Annotated in this window: 31 protein-coding genes; 26 read left to right on the top strand and 5 right to left on the bottom strand. The window is 61.5% G+C overall.

Annotated features, from left to right (window positions below; all coding sequences use genetic code 11):
- The first annotated feature begins 2 nt into the window (after window positions 1–2).
- The 26 genes from AADZ90_RS14065 (at window position 3) to AADZ90_RS13940 (ending at window position 22,789) form a co-directional block, all read left to right on the top strand.
- A complete protein-coding gene (locus AADZ90_RS14065) occupies window positions 3–1,214 on the top strand; it encodes an NADH-quinone oxidoreductase subunit D (RefSeq protein WP_367310892.1) in 1,212 nt (403 codons plus the stop codon).
- Between the two features lie 174 nt (window positions 1,215–1,388).
- The gene (locus tag AADZ90_RS14060; protein WP_411997048.1) at window positions 1,389–1,673 is read left to right on the top strand and encodes a hypothetical protein; all 285 of its coding nucleotides are present in this window, start codon (window positions 1,389–1,391) and stop codon (window positions 1,671–1,673) included.
- A gap of 91 nt (window positions 1,674–1,764) precedes the next feature.
- Entirely contained in the window at window positions 1,765–1,923 is a 159-nt protein-coding gene (locus tag AADZ90_RS14055) for a hypothetical protein (protein ID WP_411997047.1), read from the top strand.
- Window positions 1,924–1,984: 61 nt separating this feature from the next.
- Window positions 1,985–2,305 (top strand): hypothetical protein, encoded by a 321-nt coding sequence (locus tag AADZ90_RS14050; protein WP_367310895.1) that lies wholly within the window; start codon window positions 1,985–1,987, stop codon window positions 2,303–2,305.
- A 220-nt stretch (window positions 2,306–2,525) separates the two neighbouring features.
- A complete protein-coding gene (locus AADZ90_RS14045) occupies window positions 2,526–3,668 on the top strand; it encodes an NADH-quinone oxidoreductase subunit E (protein ID WP_367310896.1) in 1,143 nt (380 codons plus the stop codon).
- Window positions 3,669–3,809: 141 nt separating this feature from the next.
- Entirely contained in the window at window positions 3,810–4,589 is a 780-nt protein-coding gene (locus tag AADZ90_RS14040; protein WP_367310897.1) for a helix-hairpin-helix domain-containing protein, read from the top strand.
- Window positions 4,590–4,598: 9 nt separating this feature from the next.
- Window positions 4,599–4,808 carry a DUF5337 family protein gene (locus tag AADZ90_RS14035; RefSeq protein WP_367310898.1) on the top strand — a complete coding sequence of 70 codons (210 nt, stop codon included), beginning with the start codon at window positions 4,599–4,601 and terminating at the stop codon, window positions 4,806–4,808.
- A gap of 3 nt (window positions 4,809–4,811) precedes the next feature.
- Window positions 4,812–6,095 carry an NADH-quinone oxidoreductase subunit NuoF gene (nuoF, locus tag AADZ90_RS14030; protein WP_367310899.1) on the top strand — a complete coding sequence of 428 codons (1,284 nt, stop codon included), beginning with the start codon at window positions 4,812–4,814 and terminating at the stop codon, window positions 6,093–6,095.
- Window positions 6,096–6,303: 208 nt separating this feature from the next.
- Window positions 6,304–6,780: an EF-hand domain-containing protein gene (locus AADZ90_RS14025; RefSeq protein ID WP_367310900.1), complete on the top strand. Its 477-nt coding sequence runs from the start codon at window positions 6,304–6,306 to the stop codon at window positions 6,778–6,780.
- Window positions 6,781–6,850: 70 nt separating this feature from the next.
- On the top strand, window positions 6,851–7,327 hold the full coding sequence (locus tag AADZ90_RS14020) for an EF-hand domain-containing protein (RefSeq protein WP_411997046.1): 477 nt from the start codon (window positions 6,851–6,853) through the stop codon (window positions 7,325–7,327).
- A gap of 62 nt (window positions 7,328–7,389) precedes the next feature.
- Window positions 7,390–7,890: a DUF3291 domain-containing protein gene (locus tag AADZ90_RS14015; RefSeq protein WP_367310902.1), complete on the top strand. Its 501-nt coding sequence runs from the start codon at window positions 7,390–7,392 to the stop codon at window positions 7,888–7,890.
- A gap of 75 nt (window positions 7,891–7,965) precedes the next feature.
- On the top strand, window positions 7,966–8,361 hold the full coding sequence (locus AADZ90_RS14010) for a DUF5333 domain-containing protein (RefSeq protein ID WP_367310903.1): 396 nt from the start codon (window positions 7,966–7,968) through the stop codon (window positions 8,359–8,361).
- Window positions 8,362–8,463: 102 nt separating this feature from the next.
- Window positions 8,464–10,485 (top strand): NADH-quinone oxidoreductase subunit NuoG, encoded by a 2,022-nt coding sequence (gene nuoG / locus AADZ90_RS14005; protein ID WP_367310904.1) that lies wholly within the window; start codon window positions 8,464–8,466, stop codon window positions 10,483–10,485.
- A gap of 166 nt (window positions 10,486–10,651) precedes the next feature.
- The gene (gene nuoH / locus AADZ90_RS14000; protein ID WP_367310905.1) at window positions 10,652–11,689 is read left to right on the top strand and encodes an NADH-quinone oxidoreductase subunit NuoH; all 1,038 of its coding nucleotides are present in this window, start codon (window positions 10,652–10,654) and stop codon (window positions 11,687–11,689) included.
- 2 nt (window positions 11,690–11,691) lie between these two features.
- Window positions 11,692–12,126, top strand: coding sequence for a hypothetical protein (locus AADZ90_RS13995; RefSeq protein ID WP_367310906.1), 435 nt, complete (start codon window positions 11,692–11,694; stop codon window positions 12,124–12,126).
- A 12-nt stretch (window positions 12,127–12,138) separates the two neighbouring features.
- Window positions 12,139–12,633: an NADH-quinone oxidoreductase subunit NuoI gene (gene nuoI / locus AADZ90_RS13990; RefSeq protein ID WP_367310907.1), complete on the top strand. Its 495-nt coding sequence runs from the start codon at window positions 12,139–12,141 to the stop codon at window positions 12,631–12,633.
- Window positions 12,630–13,019 carry a carboxymuconolactone decarboxylase family protein gene (locus AADZ90_RS13985; protein WP_367310908.1) on the top strand — a complete coding sequence of 130 codons (390 nt, stop codon included), beginning with the start codon at window positions 12,630–12,632 and terminating at the stop codon, window positions 13,017–13,019. The genes nuoI and AADZ90_RS13985 overlap by 4 nt, the downstream gene beginning before the upstream one ends.
- Complete coding sequence (locus AADZ90_RS13980) at window positions 13,016–13,411, top strand: carboxymuconolactone decarboxylase family protein (protein WP_367310909.1); 396 nt, start codon at window positions 13,016–13,018, stop codon at window positions 13,409–13,411. Before AADZ90_RS13985 ends, AADZ90_RS13980 begins: the two co-directional genes overlap by 4 nt.
- Window positions 13,408–14,016 carry an NADH-quinone oxidoreductase subunit J gene (locus tag AADZ90_RS13975; protein ID WP_367310910.1) on the top strand — a complete coding sequence of 203 codons (609 nt, stop codon included), beginning with the start codon at window positions 13,408–13,410 and terminating at the stop codon, window positions 14,014–14,016. The genes AADZ90_RS13980 and AADZ90_RS13975 overlap by 4 nt, the downstream gene beginning before the upstream one ends.
- Before the next feature lie 166 nt (window positions 14,017–14,182).
- Entirely contained in the window at window positions 14,183–14,488 is a 306-nt protein-coding gene (gene nuoK / locus AADZ90_RS13970; RefSeq protein WP_367310911.1) for an NADH-quinone oxidoreductase subunit NuoK, read from the top strand.
- A 4-nt stretch (window positions 14,489–14,492) separates the two neighbouring features.
- On the top strand, window positions 14,493–16,613 hold the full coding sequence (gene nuoL / locus AADZ90_RS13965) for an NADH-quinone oxidoreductase subunit L (protein ID WP_367310912.1): 2,121 nt from the start codon (window positions 14,493–14,495) through the stop codon (window positions 16,611–16,613).
- The gene (locus tag AADZ90_RS13960; RefSeq protein WP_367310913.1) at window positions 16,613–18,169 is read left to right on the top strand and encodes an NADH-quinone oxidoreductase subunit M; all 1,557 of its coding nucleotides are present in this window, start codon (window positions 16,613–16,615) and stop codon (window positions 18,167–18,169) included. The genes nuoL and AADZ90_RS13960 overlap by 1 nt, the downstream gene beginning before the upstream one ends.
- The gene (gene nuoN, locus AADZ90_RS13955) at window positions 18,166–19,602 is read left to right on the top strand and encodes an NADH-quinone oxidoreductase subunit NuoN (protein ID WP_367310914.1); all 1,437 of its coding nucleotides are present in this window, start codon (window positions 18,166–18,168) and stop codon (window positions 19,600–19,602) included. The genes AADZ90_RS13960 and nuoN overlap by 4 nt, the downstream gene beginning before the upstream one ends.
- Window positions 19,592–20,341 (top strand): biotin--[acetyl-CoA-carboxylase] ligase, encoded by a 750-nt coding sequence (locus tag AADZ90_RS13950; protein ID WP_367310915.1) that lies wholly within the window; start codon window positions 19,592–19,594, stop codon window positions 20,339–20,341. The genes nuoN and AADZ90_RS13950 overlap by 11 nt, the downstream gene beginning before the upstream one ends.
- Window positions 20,342–20,350: 9 nt before the next feature.
- On the top strand, window positions 20,351–21,121 hold the full coding sequence (locus AADZ90_RS13945; RefSeq protein WP_367310916.1) for a type III pantothenate kinase: 771 nt from the start codon (window positions 20,351–20,353) through the stop codon (window positions 21,119–21,121).
- A complete protein-coding gene (locus AADZ90_RS13940) occupies window positions 21,122–22,789 on the top strand; it encodes a ribonuclease J (protein WP_367310917.1) in 1,668 nt (555 codons plus the stop codon).
- A gap of 55 nt (window positions 22,790–22,844) precedes the next feature.
- Here AADZ90_RS13940 and AADZ90_RS13935 read toward each other — a convergent pair whose 3' ends face one another.
- The 5 genes from AADZ90_RS13935 to AADZ90_RS13915 all read right to left on the bottom strand — a co-directional run bounded on the left by AADZ90_RS13935 (window position 22,845) and on the right by AADZ90_RS13915 (window position 26,392).
- Entirely contained in the window at window positions 22,845–23,306 is a 462-nt protein-coding gene (locus AADZ90_RS13935; RefSeq protein ID WP_367310918.1) for a DUF302 domain-containing protein, read from the bottom strand.
- Between the two features lie 43 nt (window positions 23,307–23,349).
- Window positions 23,350–24,723, bottom strand: a complete 1,374-nt coding sequence (locus AADZ90_RS13930; protein WP_367310919.1) for a DEAD/DEAH box helicase — start codon at window positions 24,721–24,723, stop codon at window positions 23,350–23,352.
- Window positions 24,724–24,901: 178 nt separating this feature from the next.
- Entirely contained in the window at window positions 24,902–25,480 is a 579-nt protein-coding gene (locus AADZ90_RS13925) for an exopolysaccharide biosynthesis protein (RefSeq protein WP_367310920.1), read from the bottom strand.
- Window positions 25,481–25,503: 23 nt separating this feature from the next.
- On the bottom strand, window positions 25,504–25,962 hold the full coding sequence (locus AADZ90_RS13920; RefSeq protein WP_411997045.1) for a hypothetical protein: 459 nt from the start codon (window positions 25,960–25,962) through the stop codon (window positions 25,504–25,506).
- Window positions 25,904–26,392 carry a copper chaperone PCu(A)C domain-containing protein gene (locus AADZ90_RS13915; RefSeq protein WP_367310922.1) on the bottom strand — a complete coding sequence of 163 codons (489 nt, stop codon included), beginning with the start codon at window positions 26,390–26,392 and terminating at the stop codon, window positions 25,904–25,906. Before AADZ90_RS13915 ends, AADZ90_RS13920 begins: the two co-directional genes overlap by 59 nt.
- Window positions 26,393–26,558: the final 166 nt, after the last annotated feature.

The following is a 26,558-nucleotide window of genomic DNA, read 5'->3' as shown; positions in this document are numbered from 1 at the left end:
TGATGGATGGGGCGAAATTCGACGACGCGCTGACAGGCGAGCAGCAGATCCGGAATTTCAACATCAATTTCGGCCCGCAGCACCCGGCGGCCCACGGTGTGCTGCGTCTGGTGCTGGAACTCGATGGCGAGATCGTGGAGCGCTGCGATCCGCATATCGGCCTGCTTCACCGCGGGACTGAGAAGCTAATGGAGAGCCGGACCTATCTCCAGAACCTCCCTTATCTCGACCGACTCGATTACGTCGCGCCGATGAACCAGGAGCATGCCTTCTGCCTGGCGATCGAGCGGCTGACAGAAACCGAAGTGCCGCGCCGCGCGCAGCTTATCCGGGTCCTCTTCTGCGAGATCGGGCGTGTTTTGAGCCACATCCTGAACGTCACGACGCAGGCGATGGATGTAGGCGCGCTGACCCCGCCTCTGTGGGGGTTCGAAGAGCGCGAGAAGCTGATGGTCTTCTACGAGCGGGCCTGCGGCGCGCGGCTCCACGCGAATTACTTCCGCCCGGGCGGCGTTCATCAGGATCTGCCGCCCGAGCTGGTCGAGGATATCGACCAATGGGCCGACGAATTTCCGCAGGTGCTCGATGATATCGAGGGGCTTCTGACCGAGAATCGGATCTTCAAGCAGCGCAACGCCGATATCGGGATCGTGTCCGAGGAAGAGATCCTTGATTGGGGGTTCTCAGGCGTGATGGTGCGCGGCAGTGGCCTGGCCTGGGATCTGCGGCGGGCGCAGCCCTATGAGTGTTACGACGAGTTCGACTTCCAGATACCGGTCGGTAAGAACGGTGACTGCTACGATCGCTACCTTGTTCGGATGGCCGAGATGCGGGAATCTATCAAGATCATCAAGCAGGCCTGCGCCAAATTGCGCGAAACACCCGGCGATGTTCTGGCGCGTGGCAAGATGACCCCGCCGAAACGGGCCGAGATGAAGACGTCGATGGAAGCCCTGATCCATCACTTCAAGCTCTATACCGAAGGCTTCCGCGTGCCCGAGGGCGAGGTTTACGCCGCCGTCGAAGCACCGAAGGGAGAGTTTGGCGTGTTCCTTGTCGCTGACGGGACGAACCAGCCCTACCGCGTGAAGCTGCGGGCGCCCGGGTATCTGCACCTGCAGGCGATGGATCACATGTGCAAGGGGCACCAGTTGGCGGATGTCTCGGCCATCATTGGAACGCTCGACATCGTGTTCGGCGAAATCGATCGCTAGTTCGGGGTGACTATCACAATTGACCTTTGGATCGTGTTGGTTGGCGCGATCGCCGGGGCTGCCGCGGCTTGGGGCGCGCGCGGGAGGAACAAGCTCGTCAAGGCAGCCGCGATCGGGGCTATTGTAGCCCTTGTACTGGTCTTCATGCGGCGTTTCTTCTGAGCGATGAACAGGGTGGCAGTCCTCGTACTGTTGCTGACGGCGTGGTCCGGCATAGCCCTTGCGCAGGGCTTGCCCGAGACCGGGACGCGCACCGTCGGAGATCTGATTGCCCAAGGCGGCGTCGTCGAGGCAACCGGTGCGATGCAAGGATCGCCACTAATCTATATCCGGCTCGAGGGGGAAGCGCCGCAATTGTGGATCTGTCGCTTCGTCTATACCGACTTTGATGCCTTTGCCGATCCTTTGAGGTCTATCCCACCCTCCAATACCGGCACCGTTTGCACGGTCCTTCGTTAGTGGCTCGATGCGGACCGATCCCGCCTTTCTGTATCTATCGATGTTTGCCGAAGAGTTCCGCTATCTCGGGCTGCTGGTCTGATTCGTGCTGATGGGCTTGGTGTCAGGCGGCCTGATGCGCGTCATCCCGCAAGCCTGGCTTGGCGGAGTGCTTGCCATCGTCGCGGTCTCTGCGGTCTTTAATCTGACCTTGCTGATCCTCTTCGGATTTGCGGATACAGTCGCGGCATGGCGCGGCCTTTTGCATTGACGCAGAGGCACGATCGTAGCTTAGGGTGCGGCGTAATTATCTCTTTGGAAAGGCTCATTTAATGAAACGATTTGTTCTTGTACTGCCACTTCTGACCATCCCTGCAGTCACTCAGGCAGCGCCCAGCGAGAACGAGGTAATTGCCGCCGTCGATGCCGGTCTCAGAAAGACAGGTTGCTCGATCGATATCTCGGATCAGTCCGCCTCGGAACGGCGCCTGGCCGAGCTTATCGCCGCTGAGATCGGCGGCACGGCGGATAACTACCTCGATCGAAGCGGTCCGCTTCATGACATGGTGGATAACGCGGTCGAGACGATGATGGAAACGGGGCGTCTGACAGTAGATCTTGCGGCGGGCACGGCACGGTTGAGCGATTGCTGAGCGCTGAGAGCGCCATCACCTGTGCTTCCGTTGGTGAGCCTCTGACTTCGTTGTCCTTAGGTTGAGAACGCGCTTTGCGGGCGATGCCGATATCGTTCTGAACGGGGCCAGCGATAACCTCCAAGGATGTGATGCAACGGCGGAGCGGCTAATGCTGGAAACTCCTGCTCAGGCGGCTTAGGAGAGGGCGAAAGCGCCCTCTATCGGAAAGACCTGTGCCATGTTGCGACGCCTGCATCCCGAACAGCCGGAGAGTTTTGCCTTTACCGAGGCGAACCAGAAGTGGGCCGAGGCGCAGATCACCAAGTATCCGGAAGGGCGGCAAGCAAGCGCTGTGATCCCGCTTTTGTGGCGCGCGCAAGAGCAAGAGGGGTGGTTGACCCGGCCGGCGATGGAACACATCGCCGAGATGCTCGACATGGCCTACATGCGCGTGCTTGAGGTCGCGACTTTCTATTTCATGTTCCAGCTTCAGCCGGTGGGGTCGGTCGCACATATTCAAATCTGCGGCACGACATCCTGCATGATCTGCGGGGCTGAGGATCTGGTCGCGACCTGCAAGGATAAGATCGCGAAGCGGCCGCATCAACTGTCGGCGGATGGCAAGTTTTCGTGGGAAGAGGTCGAGTGCTTGGGGGCCTGCGCGAATGCGCCAATGGCGCAGATTGGTAAGGACTACTACGAGGATCTGACCGCTGAACGGCTGGGCGAGATCCTCGACCGAATGGCAGCGGGTGAGGTGCCGGTACCAGGGCCTCAGAATGGCCGCTTCACCTCGGAGCCTGCGGGCGGGCTGACCTCGCTTGAGGTGGCCGAGGGTGAGCGCGAGGCACGTAACGGATCGGTCGCGCTAGCGGTCGAGATCGGCGATACGATCAAGCGTATCGACGGGACCGAAGTACCCTTGGTGACGCCATGGACGCGAGGTGGCAGTGCGACCAAGTCACCGCCGCCTGTTCGGCGTCCTGAGCCGGAGGAGACGCCAGGCCCGAAGGTTGCGAAGGGCAAGGCCTCCGATGCGACAGGCGTGACGAAGCAGGCGGCAGAGGCGGCCAGTCAGGCCAAGCCTGAAGGCAAGTCGAACCCGGCGGGTCAGGCGGCCGATGACGAGACCCGTGCTGCGGCTGAGCGAGAACCAGAGCGACTGGACACTCCGCCGGGCGAGGCCGACGATTTGACGCGGATCAATGGTATCGGGCCGAAGCTAGCCGATTTGTTGAACGAGATGGGCTTTTACCATTATCGCCAGATCGCGGCTTGGGGCGATGAGGAGATCGCTTGGGTTGACGCAAGGTTAAAGTTCAAGGGCCGGATCACACGCGACGACTGGGTCGAGCAGGCCAAGGCCCTGAGCGAAACGTAACGCCCTTCTATCCGATCTTCGGAATGCCTGCCTGGCTCTCCAACGCCATGGACCTGTCCAAAAGTTAGTTTAGTGTTATGACGTGGGGGGCTGCCAAGAGCTGCGCGGGGTGCGCGGCCGGAAGACAAGGGAGGTCGGCACATGTCCGTTCAGACCGGAAAGCTGAGATGCCTGGCGGGATGCTGGGCTGTGGGGGGATTAATCGGTTTGGTCGCCATGGTTCTGCTGTTTATGCTGGGGGGGTTCTCCTCAGCGCAGGCTATCTTTACGGGCGGACTCTTGGCGATCGCCGTGGGATTGCTGTTGCAGTTGACGGTGTGTCGATCGATGCCGGAACCCGGCAACGTGATGATTCCGGGGACGCAGAGCACGGTTGCAGGCACCCATGCCGCGCCGGCTGCACCGGTCGCCGAAGCGCAGGCGGAGAGGCATCACCACGATGAGGTCGCCGTGTCGGAGGCTGAACAGCCTAGAGCAGAGGCGGTGGTCGAGGAGCCTCAGCATGAAGTCGCTGACGAGACAATTGTCGAGCCAGAGCCGGCCGTGGCTGACGTCGCGCCCGAGCCCGTGGTCGAGGAGGTTTCGCCTGCCGCTGCTGAGTCTCCGGCCAGTGCGTCCGCTGCAGCGAGCGCCGCGGCGAAGCCCCAAATGATGGAAGCCCCGCGTGACGGCGGGCCTGACGATCTGAAGAAGATCAAGGGGATTGGGCCGAAACTCGAAAAGATGCTGCATGGGATGGGAATCTATCACTTCGACCAGATCGCGGGCTGGCAGACGAACGAGCTTGCCTGGGTGGACGAAAACCTGGAGGGCTTCAAAGGCCGTGCGAGCCGGGACAATTGGGTCAGTCAGGCTGAGACCTTGGCCAGTGGTGGCGAGACCGCCTTCTCTGAGAAGGTCGACAAAGGCGACGTCTACTAGGGCTTGTGCATGACCTCGGACGGATCGGAAGGACGGCGCGCCGCATTGACAATCGCGGGCGTCGCGATTTTGTGGATCCTGATCACAATGACGGGCGGCTGGCTCGGCTGGAGCAACCGTGTCCGCGCTCTTTTCGATCTGTTTGCCCTAGCCGGTATGGGCTATGGACTATGGCTGACATGGCGCGCGACTCAGGCGCGGCGCAAGGATAGGGACTGAGGCATGCTCAAGGACGAGGACCGGATTTTCACCAATATCTATGGGATGAAGGACCGGTCGCTGAGGGGCGCGCAGGCCCGCGGGCATTGGGACGGCACGGCGGGCCTCATCGAGAGGGGCCGGGACTGGATCATCGAGGAGATGAAGTCGTCCGGCCTGAGGGGGCGCGGTGGCGCGGGGTTCCCAACAGGCCTGAAGTGGTCGTTCATGCCGAAGGAGTCCGATGGCCGGCCGGCCTACCTCGTAGTGAATGCCGACGAATCCGAACCCGGAACCTGTAAAGACCGGGAGATCATGCGCCATGATCCCCATACGCTGATCGAGGGCTGCCTCATCGCGTCCTTCGCGATGAACGCCCATGCCTGCTATATCTATATTCGTGGCGAGTATATCCGCGAGCGCGAAGCGCTGCAGATCGCCATCGACGAAGCCTACGATGCGGGGCTCGTCGGACCGAACGCGGCTGGTTCAGGCTGGGATTTTGACCTCTATCTCGTGCACGGAGCCGGGGCCTATATCTGCGGCGAGGAGACGGCACTGCTGGAGAGCCTCGAAGGCAAAAAAGGGATGCCGCGGATGAAACCGCCCTTTCCGGCAGGGGCGGGGCTCTATGGCTGCCCGACGACGGTGAATAACGTGGAGTCGATCGCCGTTGTGCCGACGATCCTGCGGCGCGGCGGGTCGTGGTTTGCGGGCTTCGGGCGGCCGAACAATGCGGGGACCAAGCTCTTCGCGATCTCGGGCCACGTGAACAATCCGTGTGTGGTCGAGGAGGAGATGTCGATCCCATTTCGGGAACTGATCGACAAGCATTGCGGCGGAATCCGCGGCGGTTGGGAGAACCTCAAGGCCGTGATCCCTGGAGGATCATCGGTACCTTTGCTGCCAGCCTCGACCATGGATGAGGCGATCATGGATTTCGACTGGCTGCGCGAGCATCAGTCGGGCCTTGGGACGGCAGCAGTTATCGTGATGGATCAGTCGACGGACATCATCAAGGCGATCTGGCGGCTCTCGGCCTTCTACAAGCACGAAAGCTGTGGTCAGTGCACGCCGTGCCGTGAAGGCGCCGGCTGGATGATGCGGGTCATGGACCGCCTGGTGAAGGGCGATGCAGCGGTCGAGGAGATCGACATGCTGCTGGAGGTCACCAAGCAGGTCGAGGGGCATACGATCTGCGCGCTCGGCGATGCGGCGGCTTGGCCGATCCAGGGCCTGATCCGGCATTTCCGGGACGAAATCGAAGACCGGATCCGCACGAAGCGGGTGCCCGTCGCCGCCGAGTAGACCAGACGCTAAGGCCCCTCCAAGAAGTCAGGACTATCGCATCCTTCGTTGTGATCCGACCGATCGGTCGGGCCGTACTCTCTATGAAGGCGTTTCAGAGACTGTAATTGGACGCACTAGCGAAACTAAACAAACCATTTCACTTTTTGCTCGACAAATGAACCGAACGGTTTAGTTTTATCCTTGTGGCGATATGAGGAGAATGGCAATGCGACTTGGACATGTCTTGGCATGGCTGGCGATGGGGCTGGCACCGATGGCAGCTCATGCGGAACGCGATCCGGGGCGCGCGATTGCAGAACTCTTCGCGACTCAGATGGATGCGGACCGGGACGGTGTGCTTGAGGATGGGGAGGTTATCGCCTTCAGCGAAGCGGTTTTTTCGTCGATGGACATTGATGGTAGCGGCGGCCTGACCTTCGAGGAGATGCGCGACTGGGAGCACGGGATGGCCGATCTCGCCACCTTCCGCCACCGCGAAGAGGCGTTCGATGCGTCGATCGGCATGGCTTTCGCCCTGTTCGATCGTGACCGTGACGGCCTGATTTCCCCGGCCGAATACAAGGCTGGCGTGAGGATCGCCGCCGGACTTGCAGACGGCGATAAGAACGGGACGTTGACGGTGAATGAGTATCTCGACGGTTTCATCTTCAACGTCGCCATGCGGACCGCGCTGGCGGGTTAGAGCCCAAGCTCGACAGGTAGCGGGGGTGTCTTAGTTCTCCTCCCCGGGGACGCGCGAAGGAGGATCGAAGATGGCTCTGAAACACTTGATAGCAGCCTTTTTGTCTATGTCGCTCGCGGTCCCCGCTGCGGCTCAGCCGGATGCCGGGCGGGCAGCGGCTGAGATTTTTGCACAAGAGATCGATGCCGATGGAGATGGCGTGATCTCGGACACGGAGTTGCAGGGGTTTGGCGACAGCGTCTTCGCCTCGATCGATCTCGATGGCGACGGCGCGATGTCGGAGGAAGAAATGCGGGACTGGCGCTTCGGGATGTCGGATTTGGCTGAGTTTCGGGAGCGAACACAGGCTTACGACACCGCTGTTGCGATGGCATTCGATATCTTCGATCGGGACAACGACTCGGCAGTTTCGCCGGATGAACATGCCGCGGCTATCCAGGCCTCTGCAGATTATGCGGATCTGGATGGCGACGGCGCGTTGTCAATCCCAGAGTATCTGGATGGCTTCATCTTCAACGTGGCCATGCGAAGCGCGCTTGTGCCATAAGAGCATTTTGTCGCTTTGGCCTGCGGAGATGCTTGCTGTGGGTCCGATGAGGAGCATTTGCGATGAAACAGCCTGACGGACATCACTTGGCCGAACTGAATGTCGGGCGGTTGATCGCCGATACCGACGATCCACGTGTGGCGGAGTTCATGGCCGCGCTGGACCGAGTCAATGGGCTCGGCAAGCGGATGCCGGGCTTTGTCTGGATGATGGAAGGCTCAGGCGAACCAGGGACGGGCAATACAGAGGCCAAGATCGGGGGCGACCCGCGCCATGTCGCCAATCTGACTGTCTGGGAAGATGTCGAAACGCTGGAGCAGTTCGTCTGGAACACGGTCCATCGCCAGTTCTACGAGCGGCGCCAGGAATGGTTCGAGGTTCTGGGTGAGATGCATTTCGTGATGTGGTGGGTGCCCGTCGGGCATCGGCCGACGCTCGATGAAGCGCTGGAACGCCTGGAAAGGCGCCGTTTGGACGGCGACAGCGACGAGGCTTTCGGTTGGGATTGGTTGCACGCTGCGCGGCTGCATCTGGTGCGGTCTTGCCGGGAAGCCGCCGAGTGATCGGCCCTGTTATTGAATAGCCGGACCGTTTCGCCCACCTCAGGGACTGTTTCGAGCAGCGAAGAGGGCTTTGGCATGCGATGGATCTGGGTGGCGCTTGTGGCTTTGATGGCGGCGCCGGTTGCGGCGAAACCACCGTTGAAGGACGTGGCGGAGGTGCGCGAGGGCATCATTGCCGTCGGCATCGCCTATGAGATCAGCGAGCGTTGTGACGACATCGATGCACGGCTGTTTCGCGGGATCTCTTACCTCAATCAACTGAAATCACGGGCGCGAGCCCTGGGTTACAGCGACGCGGAGATCGACGCCTATACTGATGACGAGGCTGAGAAAGACCGCTTGGAAGGTATCGCGCGGGCCCGCCTGGCCGAGCGCGGGGCGTCGCGGGACGACGAGGCAGGGCATTGCCGGGTCGGTCGGGATGAAATCGCTGCTAACACCGCGGTGGGTCAGCTTCTGCGGGCCCGCTAGGGCCACCCTGACGCGGCAAGAGGCCGCCGGTTTTGCGATGGAAATCCGCCATGCACGGGGTTAGGTAACGTTCGATACCGCAATCGACGGACGGAGGCCCCCTTGGCCGAGCTGCGCACCATCAACATCGACGGGCAGGATATCGAGGTCGATCCGGCCCTGACACTCATCCAAGCTTGTGAACTGGCGGGGGTCGAGATCCCGCGGTTCTGCTATCATGAACGGCTGTCAATCGCCGGGAACTGCCGGATGTGTCTGGTCGAGGTAGTGGGTGGCCCGCCGAAGCCAGCAGCCTCCTGCGCGATGCAGGTGCGCGACCTGCGGCCGGGGCCAGAAAGGCAGCCGCCGGTCATCAAGACCAACTCTCCCATGGTCAAGAAGGCGCGAGAGGGGGTGATGGAGTTTCTACTCATTAACCACCCTCTCGACTGCCCGATCTGCGATCAGGGCGGCGAATGTGATCTGCAGGATCAGGCGATGGCCTATGGCGTGGATTTCTCGCGCTACCGCGAGCCCAAGCGGGCGGCGGTGGACCTGGATCTTGGACCTCTCGTCGAAACGCACATGACGCGTTGCATCTCTTGCACCCGCTGCGTTCGGTTCACGACTGAGGTCGCCGGGATCACGCAGATGGGCCAGACGGGGCGTGGCGAGGACAGCGAAATCACATCCTATCTGGGCCAGACGCTCGACAGCGAGTTACAGGGGAACATCATCGACCTGTGCCCGGTGGGAGCGCTGGTGTCGAAGCCCTATGCGTTTACGGCGCGGCCCTGGGAGCTGACGAAGACCGAGTCGATCGATGTGATGGACGCTTTGGGCTCGTCTGTTCGGGTGGATACAAAGGGGCGCGAGGTCATGCGGTTCCTGCCGCGCAACCATGACGGCGTGAACGAGGAATGGATCAGCGACAAGACGCGGTTCGTCTGGGACGGGCTGCGGCGGCAGCGGCTCGACAAGCCGTACATCCGCGAGAACGGCAAGCTGCGGCCTGCGGGCTGGGGCGAGGTGTTGGCGCTGGCGACGGATAAGATCAAAGGTGCTGGAAAGCTCTCGGGACTGGTCGGGGATCTGGCGCCCGTTGAGGCCGCTTTCGCGTTGAAAGAGCTGATCGAAGAACAGGGCGGTGTTGTCGAGTGCCGGACGGATGGAGCAAAGCTGCCTGCCGGAAACCGGTCGGGGTATGTCGGGACGGCGCGGATCGAGGACGTCGATGATGCGCAGATGATCCTGCTGATCGGGACCAACCCCCGCGTTGAGGCGCCAGTCCTGAACGCGCGGATACGGAAGGCCTGGCTTAAGGGTGCGAAGGTCGCACTGATCGGCGAGGCGGTGGACCTGACTTACGATTACACCCATCTTGGCACGGGGCGAGAGGCGCTCGCCGAGCTCGCTGGCATGGATCATTCGGACAAGCATGATGTGCCAGGTGTGATGATTGTCGGCCAAGGAGCGTTGACCAGTGACGACGGGGCTGCTGTGCTTGCGACTGCTATGCGGGCGGCAGAGGCCGGGCAGTCAAAGTTCCTGACGCTCCACACCGCTGCTGCGCGTGTCGGCGCGATGGATATCGGCGCTGTCTGCGAAAGCGGGATCGATCAAGCGCTTGAGGCGGACGTAATCTACAACCTCGGCGCGGACGAGATTGATGTGCCCGAAGGGGCTTTCGTGATCTATCAGGGCAGCCATGGGGACCGGGGGGCGCATCGAGCGGATGTGATCCTGCCGGGGGCGGCCTATACGGAGGAGAACGGGCTCTTCGTGAACACCGAAGGGAGGCCTCAACTGGCTTTACGCGCATCGTTCCCACCTGGGGAGGCCAAGGAGAACTGGGCGATCCTGCGGGCGCTGTCGGGCGAGATGGGCGCGACCTTGCCTTACGATACGATGGCGCAGTTGCGACAGGCGCTAGTCAAGGCAGTGCCGCATCTGAAGATGGTCGATCAGGTGCCGGAGAATGAGTGGGTCGCTCTTGACGGCGGCACGATGGGCGATGGGGATTTCTTCCAAGCCATTTCGGACCACTACCTGACAAACCCGATCGCCCGTGCGTCGAAACTGATGGCCGAGCTAAGCCAGTCGGCGAAGGCGCGGCGGGAGGCCGCGCCGATCGCGGCGGAATAGGCCCGCGGCACATGTGCCGGAGTGGCCGGAAGAGGCTGGCATACGGCGGGAAGATGCTGTTTACAGCGACGTGCCGGGCGCACTCTCCGGCATGGGAACGACACGGGGTGTTCGCCGCACCGCCGCCAGAGCCCGCAAACGATATCGCGGGCAAGGGGAAAGACGTATGAGCGAGTTTTTCAGCACCAATGCGGGGATCGCCCTAATCATCTTGGGGCAGTGCCTGCTGCTGACGGTGCTTCTTCTGATGTCGCTTGCCGTGCTGCTGTACGCCGATCGCAAGATCTGGGCCGCGGTGCAGATGCGGAAGGGCCCGAACGTGGTGGGCGCCTTTGGGCTTCTGCAGAGCTTTGCCGATTTCTTCAAATACGCCCTGAAAGAGATCGTAGTGCCCGCGGGTGCGGACAAGACGGTGTTCTTTCTTGCGCCCATGATCGCCTTCACCCTGCCGCTGATCGCGTGGGCGGTGATCCCGTTCAACGATGGCTGGGCGATTGCCGACGTGAACGTGGCGATCCTTTATATCTTCGCGGTCTCCTCGCTGGAGGTCTATGGCGTGATCATGGGGGGATGGGCCTCGAATTCGAAGTATCCGTTCCTTGGGAGCCTCAGGTCCGCGGCGCAGATGATCTCCTACGAGGTGTCGATCGGGTTGATCCTGGTTGGTGTCATCATCTCAACCGGGTCACTGAACCTGACCGAGATCGTGCGGGCGCAGGATGGGGATTGGGGCCTTCTGAGCTGGTACTGGCTGCCGCACCTGCCGATGTTGTTCCTGTTCTTCATCTCGGCCTTGGCTGAGACGAACCGGCCGCCCTTCGACCTGCCGGAGGCCGAATCCGAACTCGTCGCGGGCTATCAGGTGGAGTACTCGTCGACGCCGTTCCTGCTCTTCATGATCGGGGAATACGCCACGATCGTGCTGATGACGGCGCTGATTACGCTGATCTTCTTCGGCGGCTGGCTGTCGCCGGTGCCTTTCCTGCCGGACGGCGTGTTCTGGATGGTCGCGAAGATGTTCGTGATCTTCTTCCTGATCTCGATGGTGAAGGCCATCGTGCCCCGCTACCGCTACGACCAACTGATGCGGCTGGGATGGAAGGTGTTCCTGCCGTTCTCATTGGCGTGGGTCGTGCTGGTGGCGTTCTTGGCGAAGTTCGAGCTGTTTGGCGGGGCCTATGCCCGCTGGGCGGTAGGTGGCTAATGGTGAGGGCGGGCGCACTTTCCCTGACCGGGCTACTGACCGTTCTAGCGCTCCCAACAAGCGCTCAACTGGGCGTTTATCGGCTTGAGGACTGTGGCTTTTACCAGATCGGAACCGAGTTTTGCAGCCCTGAGCAGGCGAGCGCGGCACTCGAGTGGATTGAACCGTCATGGGGCCTCCAGTTTTCGGAGAACGATCCGTTCGCGATCGTCACGATCCTTGGCTATCTCAAGCAGGGGATCGACAGCCGAATCGAGACGGGGCTTTGTGAGCCCGGCGAAGACTTGGCCTATGCGGTTACCGAAATCTGGGCGATGTATGTCGGCGACCTGCCCGAAGATGCGCCGACCAGCTATGAGATGGACTTTCTCATCGTGGATCGGTTCGTCAACAATGCGGTCGAGTATTTAGATAATGGCGACTGCGATAGGCCTTAGCGGAGACTGGATATGACGCAGATCGACTATACGCGTGCGGCCAAGTATTTTCTCTTGGCTGACTTTTTCTCGGCGATGAAGCTGGGGATGAAGTACTTCTTCCGCCCCAAGGCGACGGTGAACTACCCTCATGAAAAGGGGCCTTTGTCGCCGCGGTTCCGCGGTGAACATGCGCTACGGCGCTACCCGAATGGGGAAGAACGTTGCATCGCCTGCAAGCTCTGCGAGGCGATCTGCCCGGCGCAGGCGATCACGATCGATGCTGAGGCGCGGGAGGACGGGTCGCGGCGGACCACACGCTATGACATCGACATGACGAAGTGCATCTATTGCGGCTATTGCCAGGAGGCCTGCCCGGTCGATGCCATCGTCGAGGGGCCGAACTTCGAATACGCCACCGAGACGCGGGAAGAGCTGTTCTACGATAAGCAGAAGCTTCTCGAAAACGGTGAGCGGTGGGAGGCCGAGATCGCCCGCAACCTGGAAATCGACGCGCCGTATAGATGACTGATGAAGCACAACATGTCGCCGCGGGGCGGTCGCTTTCGGATACGGTCAATCCGGGTCTGAAAGACGTTCTGGCCGAACGGTATGACCATCTTGTCCCGGGATTTTCCGACTACGTGGTTGGGACAGCCTATGGGCAGATCTACAACCGGCCCGGGCTCGACCTGAAGACGCGGCAGCTGGCGACCGTTGCGGCGCTTGCGGCGATCGGCGGGCAGACAAGACCGCAACTTAAGGTGCATGTGGGCGCCTCTTTGAAAGCCGGCGCGACACGGACGGAGGTGACCGAGGTCATCCTACAGATGTCGCTCTATGGTGGCTTCCCGGCGATGGTGAACGCATTGAATGCGGCTATGGAGGTTTTCGCGGAGGAAGACGCGGTATGACCGACAATCCCTTCGAAGTCATGATGCGGATGGGTCAGGATTGGGCGAAGCAGTTCAATCCGGCCCTTGAGTCCTTCACGCCGAAGGGGTTCGAGGCGCTGTGGCCGACCATGCCCAAGGAGCTCATGGAGACGTTCATGGGCAAGACCTTCAATCCGGAGGGGCTTGACGCCAAGACGCGGCTGCTGTTGACCCTCGGCGCGTTGACGATGCTCGGGGCACAGGCCGAGGCGCAGATCCGGATGACGGTGCGCCACGCGATCGAGGCGGGCGCAACACGCCAGGAAGTGGCCGAAACTATCGCCCAGATGGGTGCATTCGGCGGCATCCCGGCGATGACCAAGGCCATGGAACTGGCGCAAGAGGCGATGGAGGACGGAGAGAGCGAATGACACCAGCCGTGATCGCCTTTTACTGCTTCGCCATCTCGACCATTGCGGGCGGACTTTTCACCGTCATCTCGCGCAACCCGGTCCATTCGGTGTTGTGGCTGATCCTCGCATTTCTCTCGTCGGCGGGCCTCTTCGTGCTGCTCGGGGCCGAGTTCGTCGCGATGCTGCTGATCATCGTCTATGTAGGCGCGGTGGCGGTGCTGTTCCTTTTCGTCGTCATGATGCTGGACGTGGATTTCGCCGAGCTGAAGGCGGAGATGGCGAAGTATCTGCCGCTGGGGCTGTTGATCGGGGTGATCGTGCTGATGCAGTTGGCGATCGCTTTGGGGGCCTGGCAGTTTTCCGAAGGAGCGGAGGATCGCGTCGTGGCGCCTGCGCTTGAGGCGCCGGACAATGTCGCAGGGATCGGTCTGATCCTGTATGACCGCTACATCCTGGCATTCCAGCTCTCGGGGCTGATCCTGCTGGTCGCGATGGTCGGGGCGATCGTGCTGACCCTGCGCCACCGTCAGGACATCAAGCGTCAGGACGTGCTGGCCCAGATGTACCGCGACCCGGAGAAGGCGCTGGAGATGAAAGACGTGAAGCCGGGGCAGGGCCTGTGAGAACTCTCCTCGGCTTCCTCGCATTCTTGTTCCTAGCGGATGTCCTGGCTGGAGGCTGGAGTTTGCCACATGGTGCAATGCCCTATTCATTCGGCACCAGCATTCACGGCATCCACTTTATAACCTGCGAAGGACGGCAAGCGGCTAGCGAAGGGATGGTTTTCTGTTGATCGGCCTTGAACACTACCTCACCGTCGCGGCGGCGTTGTTCGTCATCGGGATCTTCGGGCTCTTTCTGAACCGGAAGAACGTGATCATCCTGCTGATGTCGATCGAGCTGATGTTGCTCGCCGTGAATATCAACTTCGTGGCGTTCTCGGCGGCACTGAACGATCTGGTGGGGCAGGTCTTTACCTTGTTCGTTCTGACGGTCGCGGCGGCGGAGGCGGCCATCGGGCTTGCCATTCTCGTCTGTTTCTTCCGGAACCGCGGGACCATCGACGTCGAAGACGTCAACGTGATGAAGGGCTGATTTCATGGAGACGATCATCCTTTTCGCGCCTCTCGTGGGCGCGCTCATCGCGGGGTTCGGCTGGCGCCTGATTGGGGAAACGGCGGCGCAGTGGACGGCGACGCTATTGTTGTTCCTGGCCGCGCTGCTCAGCTGGATCGTCTTCTTCACCTTCGATGGCACAACCCAGCAGATCCAAATTATGCGCTGGATCGAAAGCGGGACGCTGGCGACGGACTGGGCCATCCGGCTGGACCGGTTGACGGCGATCATGCTGATCGTGATCACGACGGTCTCGGCGCTCGTCCACCTCTATTCCTTCGGCTACATGGCCCATGACGACAACTTCCGCGAAGGCGAGCACTATAAGGCGCGCTTCTTTGCCTACCTGTCGTTCTTCACCTTCGCGATGCTGATGCTGGTGACGGCAGACAACCTCGTCCAGATGTTCTTCGGCTGGGAGGGCGTGGGCCTCGCCTCCTACCTCTTGATCGGGTTCTACTATCGAAAGCCAAGCGCCAATGCGGCCGCGATCAAGGCCTTCGTCGTCAACCGGGTTGGCGATTTCGGCTTCATGCTGGGGATCCTCGCGCTGTTCTTCCTGGTGGACTCGATCCGCTTCGACGACATCTTCGCCGCAGCGCCTGAAATCGCCGAGACGCAGATGACCTTCCTCTGGCGGCAGTGGAATGCGGCCGAGGTTGTGGCCCTTCTGCTGTTCATCGGCGCGATGGGGAAATCGGCGCAGCTGTTCCTTCACACCTGGCTGCCGGACGCGATGGAAGGGCCGACGCCCGTTTCTGCCTTGATCCATGCGGCAACGATGGTGACGGCGGGCGTGTTCCTCGTCTGCCGGATGTCGCCGATCATGGAATTCGCGCCCTACGCCACGGGCTTCATCGTTTTCATCGGCGCAATGACCGCATTTTTCGCGGCGACGGTGGGCCTTGTCCAGAACGACATCAAGCGCGTGATCGCATATTCGACATGTTCGCAGCTTGGCTACATGTTCGTGGCTGCGGGTGTCGGTGTCTATTCAGTCGCAATGTTCCACCTGTTCACCCATGCCTTCTTCAAGGCGATGCTGTTCCTTGGTGCGGGGTCTGTCATCCACGGGATGCATCACGAACAGGATATGCGGAATTATGGTGGGCTGCGAAAGAAGCTGCCCTATACGTTCTGGGCGATGATGATCGGAACGCTGGCGATCACCGGCGTGGGCATTCCGCTGACCCATATCGGCTTCGCCGGGTTCCTGTCGAAGGATGCGGTGATCGAAAGTGCGTGGGCGGGCAGTGACGGGTTCGCCTTCTGGGCGCTGGTGATCGCTGCGGCATTCACGAGCTTTTACTCCTGGCGGCTGATGTTCCTGACCTTCTGGGGCGAACCGCGGGGCGATCGGCATACCCATGAGCACGCCCATGAAAGCCCGATGACGATGATCGCGCCTCTAGGCATCCTGTCGCTTGGTGCCGTGTTTGCCGGAATGATCTGGTATGACAGCTTCTTTGGCGAGACGGGTGATGTAGCCGAGTTCTTTGCCATCCCTGTCGCTGAAGCATCCGCGGAGGGATACGGAGACGACAGCCACGGCGATGAAGGCCACAGCGACGACACGGCGGTTCATAGCGATGACAGCCACGGCGAAGAGGGGGCATACGGCGACGATCATCATGTGACCCTAGCGGGCGTGCCAGGACAGGGGGCGATCTACGTGGCCCCGGAGAACACAGTGCTCGACGATGCTCATTATGCGCCGACCTGGGTGAAGGTCTCGCCGTTTGTCGCGATGTTGCTGGGGCTCGGGCTTGCCTGGCTGATGTATATCCGCCGTCCTGAGCTGCCTGGAAAGGTGGCCGAGGCCAACGGGATCCTCTACCGGTTCCTGTTGAATAAGTGGTACTTCGATGAGATCTACGACGCGATCTTCGTGCGACCCGCGCTTGGCATCGGGCGGAGCTTCTGGAAGGGCGGGGACGGCCGCGTGATCGATGGCGGGATCAACGGCCTTGCCATGGGCATTGTGCCGTTCTTCACCCGCCTCGCGAACCGAGGGCAATCGGGATACCTTTTCCACTATGCCTTCGCGATGGTGCTGGGGCTGGCTGTCCTGCTGACCTGGGTCAGCCTGACGGGAGGCAACTGATGGACAACCTCCTGTCGCTTATCACCTTCATGCCGCTGATCGCGGCAATGATCCTCGCGCTGTTCCTGCGCGGCGACGATGCCGAGGCGCAGCGGAATGCCAAGTGGGTGGCGATGGCCGTGACGGTGGCCACATTCCTTGTCTCGCTCTTCGTTATCTTCCAGTTCGATCCCAACAATACCGGCTTCCAGATGGTGGAGGAGGCCGAGTGGGTCTTTGGCCTCACCTACAAGATGGGCGTCGACGGGATCAGCGTCCTGTTCGTGATGCTGACGACGTTCCTGATGCCGCTCGTCATCTGGTCTGCCTGGGACGTCACGCACCGGACGAAGGAGTACATGATCGCCTTCCTCGTGCTCGAGACGCTGATGCTGGGCGTCTTTTGTGCGCTTGATCTGGTGCTGTTCTACCTGTTCTTCGAGGCCGGGTTGATCCCGATGTTCCTGATAATCGGGATCTGGGGCGGGAAGGACCGCATCTATGCGTCCTTCAAGTTCTTCCTCTACACCTTCCTCGGGTCGGTCCTGATGCTGGTCGCAATGATCGCGATGTACGCTCAGGCGGGGACAACGGATATCCCGACGCTTCTGTCGCACGAGTTCTCGTCCGATCCGATGCGGATCCTCGGCTTCACGGTGATCGGTGGGGCGCAGACGCTGATGTGGATCGCCTTCTTCGCGTCCTTCGCGGTGAAGATGCCAATGTGGCCGGTCCATACCTGGTTGCCGGATGCCCACGTGCAGGCGCCAACGGCGGGGTCGGTGGTGCTGGCTGCGATCCTTCTGAAGATGGGAGGCTATGGCTTCCTTCGGTTCTCTCTGCCGATGTTCCCGGTGGCCAGCGACCTGATGGCGCCGTTCGTCCTGTGGATCAGCGCAATTGCGATCGTCTACACCTCGCTTGTGGCGCTGGTGCAGGAGGATATGAAAAAGCTGATCGCCTATTCCTCGGTCGCCCATATGGGGTTCGTGACGATGGGGATCTTCGCGGCGAACCAGCAGGGGATCGACGGGGCGATCTTTCAGATGCTGAGCCACGGCTTCATCTCTGGCGCGCTCTTCCTCTGTGTTGGTGTGATTTACGACCGGATGCATACGCGCGATATCGATGCCTATGGGGGCCTCGTGAACCGGATGCCGGCCTATGCGCTGATCTTCATGCTGTTCACGATGGCCAATGTCGGCCTGCCGGGAACGAGCGGGTTCGTGGGTGAGTTCCTGACCCTCATCGGTGTATTCCAGGTGAATACCTGGGTCGCGCTTGTTGCGGCGACCGGCGTGATCTTTTCGGCGGCTTATGCGCTATGGCTATACCGGAGGGTCGTCCTGGGCGATCTGATCAAGGAGAGCCTGCGGTCGATCACTGACATGACGAGGCGGGAGAAGTTCATCTTCGCGCCGCTGGTCGTGATGACGCTGCTGTTGGGGGTCTATCCGGCGCTGGTAACGGATATCATCGGGCCGAGCGTTGAGGCCCTGGTGGGCAACTACGAGGAAGCTGTGCTGCGGTTCGAGACCGCCACGCAGTTCGCCGAGAGCGGGAGTGTGTCGCAATGATCGGTGAAGATATCCAGATCGTTCTGCCAGAGCTCTTGCTGGCCTGTTTTGCCATGCTCGGGCTGATCGTGTGCGTCTATGGCGGCAAGGATCGATGGGCGCCGATGATGCTGTGGGCAACCTGTGCGGTCTTCGCGATCATGGCGTTCTGGATTGCCTCGATGGGCGGGCCCCCGCGGGAGGCGTTCTTCGGCAGTTTCATCGATGACAGCTTTGCGCGCTTTGCCAAGGTCGTGATCCTGCTCAGTGCGGCGGCGGTGCTGCTGATGAGCGAAGGATACATGGCGCGCAGGGATCTCTTGCGGTTTGAGTATCCGCTGCTGGTCGCGCTAGCCGCTGTCGGCATGATGGTCATGGTTTCGGCAAACGACCTGATCACGCTCTATATGGGGCTTGAGCTGCAGTCGCTGTCGCTCTACGTCGTCGCCGCCTTGCGACGGGACAGCGTGAAGTCGACCGAAGCCGGGCTGAAATACTTTGTCCTCGGCGCATTGTCGTCGGGCCTGCTGCTCTACGGCGCGTCGCTGACCTACGGCTATGCGGGCACGACCGAGTTCGCCGGCATCATCGAGGCGGCGCAGGGCGAGGTGTCGATCGGACTGCTGTTCGGGCTGGTGTTCCTGATCGCAGGTTTCGCCTTCAAGGTCTCAGCCGCGCCGTTCCATATGTGGACGCCGGACGTCTACGAGGGCTCACCCACGCCGGTGACGGCGTTCTTCGCAACCGCACCGAAGGTTGCCGCGATGGCGCTTTTCGCGCGCGTCGTTCACGACGCCTTTGGCGGGATCGTCGGTGACTGGCAGCAGATTGTGGCGTTCCTGAGTGTCGTATCGATGTTCCTGGGCGCTGTCGCGGCGATTGGGCAGACCAATATCAAGCGGCTGATGGCCTATTCCTCGATCGCGCATATGGGGTTCGCTCTGATGGGATTGGCGGCGGGCACGGCCTTCGGTGTGCAGGCGATGCTGGTCTACATGGTGATCTATGTTGTGATGAACATAGGCACCTTCGCCTTCATCCTGTCGATGGAGAAGGATGGAATGCCTGTGACGGATATCGCAGCGCTCAAGAGCTATTCCGACAAGGAGCCGCTCAAGGCGCTGGCGATGCTGATCCTGATGTTCTCGCTCGCCGGGGTGCCGCCGCTTCTGGGGTTTTTCGGCAAGTTCTACGTGCTGCGCGCGGCCTATGACGGCGGGCTGGCCTGGCTTGCTATTGCGGGTGTTCTGGCGAGCGTAATCGGCGCGTTCTATTATCTGCGTATCGTCTACTACATGTATTTCGGGGAAGAGCGCGACGCGCTTGACCGCGGGACACCGCCGGTTCTGTGGGGGTTCCTCGTTGCGTCGGCGGCCGTGATGGTCTTTGGGGTTATCAACTTCTTCGGGATCGACCCGCTGGCGCTCGCCGCGGCGGAATCGCTTGTCAACTGACCGCCTTCTTTGGCCGGAAGGGGTCGGCCGGATCGTCCTTGACGAGGTCGACAGCACCATGGCGGAAGCCGCCCGGCGGGCACGGGAGCTGGAGCGGGCAACATGGATCTTCGCCCGGCGCCAGACGGCGGCCAGAGGGCGTCGCGGGCGGCACTGGCAGCATCCAAAGGGGAACTTCGCGGCCACCTATATCAGCCGCCCCGGATGCACACCGGCAGAGGCGGCCCTGCGGTCCTTCATGGCGGCCAATGCGCTGTTCGAGACGCTGGCGCTTTATGTCGACCGGGATGCACTTGGGTTGAAATGGCCGAATGACGTACTGCTGAATGAAGGGAAGATTGCCGGAATCCTTCTGGAAAGCAGCGGAGCAGGGCGATTCATCGACTGGCTGGCGGTAGGGATCGGGGTGAACCTTCTCGAGACGCCACCCGACGACGGCGGTGATTTTCGGCCCGTGAGCCTTCTTGGCGAAGGCGGGGAGCGGGTGGCGCCGGAAGTGTTTCTTGATGCCTTGGCGACAAATTATGCCACGGAGGAAGCGCTCATTGCCGAGATGGGTTTTGCCCCGATCCGCGAAAGCTGGCTGCGCAAGGCCGCGCGGCTGGGCGAAGTGATCACAGCGCGGACGGCGCATGGCGAAGTGACGGGCACGTTCGAGACTGTGGACCCGAACGGCGGCCTCGTCCTGGGCACGCCGAAGGGGCATGAGATCATCGCTGCGGCGGACGTTTATTTCTAAGGGGTTCCGATGCTTCTGGCGATCGACTGCGGCAATACCAATACGGTTTTTTCGATCTGGGACGGAGAGCAGTTCCTGGCGACTTGGCGCGCGTCGACAGAGTGGCAACGGACGGCGGACCAGTATTATGTCTGGCTCTCGACACTGATGAACCTGCATAAGCTGGATGTACAGATCGACGAGGTGATTGTGTCCTCCACCGTGCCGCGGGTGGTCTTCAATCTCCGCGTCCTGGCGGACCGGTACTTCAACACCCGGCCCCTCGTCGTGGGAAGACCAGATTGCGCCCTGCCGGTCGAGCCGAGGGTGGACGAAGGTACGACGATTGGGCCGGACCGGCTGGTTAATACGGCTGGCGCCTTCGACCGACATGGTGGTGATCTCGTCGTCGTCGATTTTGGCACGGCCACGACCTTCGACGTGGTTGCTCATGACGGTGCCTATGTGGGCGGCGTGATCGCGCCGGGGGTGAACCTGAGTCTTGAGGCCCTGCACAATGCCGCCGCGGCGCTGCCGCACGTCGACATCAGCAAGCCGCAGAAGGTGATCGGCACCAATACCGTCGCCTGCATGCAGTCCGGTGTTTTTTGGGGCTATATCGGCCTTGTCAAAGAGATCTGCGCGCGGATCAAGGGTGAGTATGGGCGCGGGATGCAGGTGATCTCGACCGGAGGCCTTGCGCCTTTGTTCCAGCAGTCCGAGGCGCTATTTGATGCCTTTGAGGACGATCTGACGATGCACGGTCTGACCGTGATCCACAACTATAACAAGGGTTTGTGAATGAGCGCCGAGCGACTGATCTACCTCCCCCTCGGAGGCGCGGGGGAGATCGGAATGAATTGTTACGTCTATGGTTATGGGGCTCCCGATGAGGAGCGGCTGATCGTCGTGGATCTGGGCGTGACCTTTCCCGACATGGATACGACGCCGGGCGTGGATCTGATCTTTGCCGATATCTCGTGGTTAGAGGCGCGGAAGGACCGGATCGAGGCGATCTTCATCACGCACGCCCATGAGGACCATGTGGGGGCCGTCGGGCTGACCTGGGAGCGGTTAGGCGCGCCGATCTATACGCGGGCGTTTACCGGGAACATCGCGCGGCGGAAGATGGAGGAGCGCGGCGCGCCTGAGACCGCAGTGCGCGTGGTGCAGCCATGGCCGGAGGTGGTGACTGCTGGACCACTCAAGGTCGGCTTCGCGCCGATTTCCCATTCGATTCCAGAAAGCTCGGGGCTGGTGATTGACTCTCCGGCAGGGCGGGTCGTGCATACGGGTGACTTCAAGATCGACGAAACGCCGGTTCTCGGCGAGGCATTTGATCACGACCTCTGGCGGGAGATCGGGAAGGATGGGGTTCGGGCGCTGGTCTGCGACTCGACGAATGTGTTCTCCCGGAACGCCGGACGTTCGGAAGCGGTCTTGCGGCCTGAGATCGAAAAGCTGATCGCGAGCCATGACGGGATGGTGGTGGCGACGACCTTTGCGTCGAACGTCGCCCGGCTCAAAACCCTTGCCGAAGCTGGCGTTGCCGCGGGCCGGTCCGTCTGCCTTTTGGGGCGCGCGATGCGGCGGATGGTCGAAGCCGCGGTGGAAGAGGGGATCCTCACGGATTTCCCTTCGGTCGTGTCGCCTGAGGAGGCGGTCGACATCCCACGGGCCAATCTGATGCTGCTGGCAACCGGCAGCCAGGGGGAGCGGCGGGCGGCCTCGGCCCAGCTCGCAAACGGGAAGTATCAGGGGCTGGAGCTGAAAGAGGGGGACCTGTTCCTCTTCTCCTCCAAGACCATTCCGGGCAATGAGAAAGGCGTGATCCGCGTGATGAACGCCCTGTCCGAGAAGGGCGTCGATGTGGTGGACGAAAGCGACGGGCTCTACCACGTTTCGGGCCATGCCAACCGGCCCGATCTGCAGGCAATGCACGAGATGCTCAGCCCCCAGATCCTCGTGCCTATGCATGGCGAACACCGACACCTGCGCGAGCATGTGAAGCTCGCCGGGGAACGGGGCATCGCCGGGGTCGTGGCGGTCAACGGGATGATGATCTCGCTGTCCGGGAACCGGCCGGAAGTGGTGGAATTTATCGAGTCCGGTCGGACTTACCTCGACGGGTCGGTGCAGATCGGGGCGTTGGACGGGATTGTGCGGGACCGGATCCGGATGGCCTTGAACGGGCATGTGACCGTAACGCTGATCGTCGATGAGGAAGGCGAGGTGTTGGGCGAACCGTGGTGTGAACTGAAGGGGCTTTCAGAGCTCGGCCGGTCAAACGCGCCTCTGGTCGATGTCCTGGAAGAGGATCTGAGTCAGGCGATCGGCCGGGCTGATCGCAGTGTCATCGGGAATGATGACAAGTTGGAAGAGCTTCTGCGGCGGGTCGTCCGGCAGAGCGCAAGCGATGAAATCGGGCGGAAGCCCGAAGTGACGGCAGTGATTTCGCGGCTGTCTTGACGGGCGGCTCATCGGTCCTTGCGGACCTCTTCGCGAAGAGCCCGGTGACCGGCGATCAGCGGGTCGCGGCAGCTGCGATATCGGTGAGGATGGCGTCGAGCTCCATCGCGAGGTCAGACAGGTCGGGGCCGGCCTCTTCCATGTAGGGCGCAAAGACGGTTGAGGCGGTCTTGTAGGACAGGGTGCCGGTGCCGTCGCTGTCTTCGGTGAGGTAGAGGCGGAGGGGCGCTTCTATGCCCGCGGGGATGCTGGCTGCAAGCATCCGGCGGGCGTAGTCGTTGCGGTAGATGCCGATCACGCGGTTGCCGGGGATGTTGATCCCCTGGCTCTGGGCTCCGCTCGAGGCACTGGCCTGTGTGATGATGTTGATCGGGGCATCGGAGATGGCGGCGCGCGTGTCCTCGACCAGTTCCGCAAAGGGTTTTCCGGTGTTGAAGACCTCCCAGCCGTCGCGCGGGGTCATGCTATCGGCAAGTGCGGGCGAGGCCAGGACGACAAGAAGGGCTGTCAGGCGCATCGGGTCGGCTCCAATGGCAATCTTCTTGGAATTCAGTCCTGCTTTAGCCAGCAGACGCCATCCGCTCCTCAAAGCTCTTTGCGATGAAGGCCGGTAGGTCACCGCCCCAGCCGACGGTCTGCTCTTCCTTCGGCTTGCTTCTTTGAGGCGCGGGCCCGGGTTTCGCTTCGGTCTCTTCGGGCTTGCGGCGCGACCTGGAGCGGGAGCGCTTGGGCTTGGCTTCTTCCTGCACCGCAGGTTCTTCCGCAGTAGGCTTGGCGCTGCTGCCACCGAGCGGGTTAGCGAGGCGCGGAACCGGCTGTTCGATCAGCTTCTCGATATCCTCGAGGTTCTTCTCGTCGCGGGGCACGCAGATCATCATCGTCGTGCCCGTCTTCCCTGCGCGGCCCGTCCGGCCGATGCGGTGGACGTAATCTTCGGCGTGGCTGGGGACATCGTAGTTGAAAACGTGGCTCACATCGGGGATGTCGAGGCCGCGGGCGGCGACGTCGGAGGCAACCAGGAAGCGCAATGATCCGTCGCGGAAGCCGTCGAGGGTGCGTGTCCGGTGCGACTGTTCGAGGTCACCATGGATGGCCGCGGCGTCGAGACCGTACTTCTTCATCGACTTGGCGACGATATCGACATCGACCTTGCGGTTGCAGAAGATGATCGCGTTCTTGCAGGCCTCGCCTTCGGAAGAGATCAACTCTCTGAGAAGCTTGCGCTTTTCGCTGCCTTCCCGGTCCTTGCGCGACGCTTTGAACATCACGACGCCCTGGGTGATCGTCTCTGACGTCGTGGCGGCGCGGGCGACTTCGATCTTGGCCGGATTGGCAAGGAAGGTGTTGGTGATCCGCTCGATCTCGGGCGCCATGGTGGCGGAGAAGAAGAGCGTCTGGCGGGTGAAGGGGGTGAGGCCGAAGATGCGTTCGATATCGGGGATGAAGCCCATGTCGAGCATCCGGTCTGCTTCGTCCACGACCATGATCTGCACGCCCGTCAGAAGGAGCTTGCCCCGCTCGAAATGATCGAGCAGGCGGCCCGGCGTCGCGATCAGAACGTCGACGCCGCGGTCGATCAGCGCATCCTGCTCTTTGAAGCTGACGCCACCGATGAGAAGCGCCTTGGTCAGCTTTGTGTGCTGGGCATAGACGTCAAAGTTTTCAGCGACTTGCGCGGCCAGTTCCCGTGTGGGGGCAAGCACCAGGCTACGCGGCATGCGCGCCCGGGCGCGACCCCGTTTCAGCATGGTGATCATCGGCAGCGTGAAGCTCGCCGTTTTGCCGGTGCCGGTCTGGGCGATGCCGAGGACGTCGCGCCCTTCGAGCGCGGGAGGTATGGCGCCTGCCTGGATCGGGGTGGGTTCGGTGTAGCCAGCGGCGTCGATGGCTTTCAGGACCTTGGGGTCCAGCTTGAGATCGGAGAATTTGGTCATGGGGCCCTTTCAGTGATGCGGCACGATCATGGCCGCTGTCACTTGCGCGGCCCATCTGGACGGATTTCCAGATGTTCGACTTGAGTGGCAGGTAGGGGACTTTCCGCGAAAGGTCAAGAAATACGGGGAGTTGGAGACGTCACGTCGCGGATGCGTGAAGTCCAGCTTGGCCAGAGCGTCATCCGAGGAGCCAGAAGATGAGGATGACGGCCGGAATCACCAGCGCATATCCTGCCAGAACCACGACGCCGTTTCCGGTGGTGAGACCGAGCCCGAAGAGCAGGATCGGCAGGGCAAGTGTCGCGGGGAGGCCCGGAATGAAGCCGATCGTCACCATGATCGACCCAGACAGTAGGATACCGGCGCCGCCCGTGATCAAGACGATGCGGTTTTGCGTCAGCCGCTGCAGGCGGTGGCCGAACAGCCGATCCGTTCGTTCAGCAAGGGGGCGGATCTTCGCGATGATCTTGCCGATCGTGCTGACGGGGAGGTGCCGCTTGGTCACGTAGTACGGCAGCCAGATGCCCTTCTTCCCGCGGAAAAGCTGCCAGCCCACGATGATCAGGGCGGCCCCGACGACACCGGGCATGCCGGGGATCATGCCGACGGGCAGGATCAAAAACATGCTCAAGATCAACAGGATAGGACCGAAGCCGCGTTCGCCGAGCCCTGCGAGGATATCGCCGATCTTGACCGTTTCCTGTCCCTTGGCTGTCTGTTCAAGACTGGCGAGGACGCTTTCGATCTCGTTCGCCATGGGCGTTTTGGACGGCAGGCCCCCTAGCCGCGCGGGCCGACCTCCCACACTGCGTCGACAAGGCGGACAGCCTGGTAGGTATCGGTCGATTCCTCGAATTCGAGGCGTCCGCTGACTGTGAGTTCAGAGAATTCCGGCAGGTCCGGGAGGGGGCGTTTGACATGAACCTCGAGCGTCGGGCCGTAGCCGCCCGAGCCGCAGAAGGGGCAATCTTCCGGGGCGGGCACGAGGAGGAACTGGCTCTGATAGCCCTGAGGCAGGACGGGGACGAAATAGCCTGTGATTTCAAAGCTGTTGGCTTGGGCCTTGAGCTCTTCCGGGTAGGTCTTGTGGGCCTCGAAGGTGGTTGCGGTGATGACCTCTTTGATCTCGATCCGGGCAAGCAGGTCCCAGCCGGTTTCGGCGGCGGCGGGGGCGGCCAGGCTAGTGAGCGTGGCCAGCGTGAGGATGTTGCGTCGCGCCTTGTTCAAGAACGTCCACATGAAGCTCGATTTCCTCTTCTCCGAAGATCAGGGTCACGTCGATTTCACCGTCCTCTTCGAGAGGGGCGGCAAGATCATTCAGGACAAGATAGACGGATTCGGGCGTGAGGTCGAAGGTCGTTCCTGCGGCGATTTCAAGTTCCGGCAGCGTCATCGGATCTGCCCCGGCGGTGAGGGGAATGCCCGTGATTTCAATGGCTTCTGCCGCCTCGCTTTCGGCGCCGGTCAGGATGACGGCGCTGTCGCGGGTGTTCTCGATCTCGAGATAGACCGGGGCGGGGCCACGATCTGTCGCAGTCGTCCAGCCGTGGATAAGGCGCAGGCCCTCTGCCTCGGACAGGTGATCGGCGTGGTCGTGATCATGATTGTGATCATCTTCGGCGGCCAGCGGTGTTGCGAGGAGAATGGCGAGAAGGAAAGGTCTGAGCATCGCGTTCATCTTTGTTAAGGAAATGTTATGTTATAACATCTACGCGTTAACGCAATGAATGGGCGAAGACAAATCTGTTCGTCTGGCGAACGATTGCTGACGTGTGTTTTCAAGACCTCTTAGGACGCATGACACCGAATTTGCCATGGCCCGGTTAACGGGTGGT

Source organism: Aestuariibius violaceus (assembly GCF_040779325.2).
GTDB classification, from domain to species: Bacteria; Pseudomonadota; Alphaproteobacteria; order Rhodobacterales; family Rhodobacteraceae; genus Aestuariibius; species Aestuariibius violaceus.
Note: the sequence above shows the minus strand (reverse complement) of the source record. Positions and strands in the feature narration are given on the sequence as shown.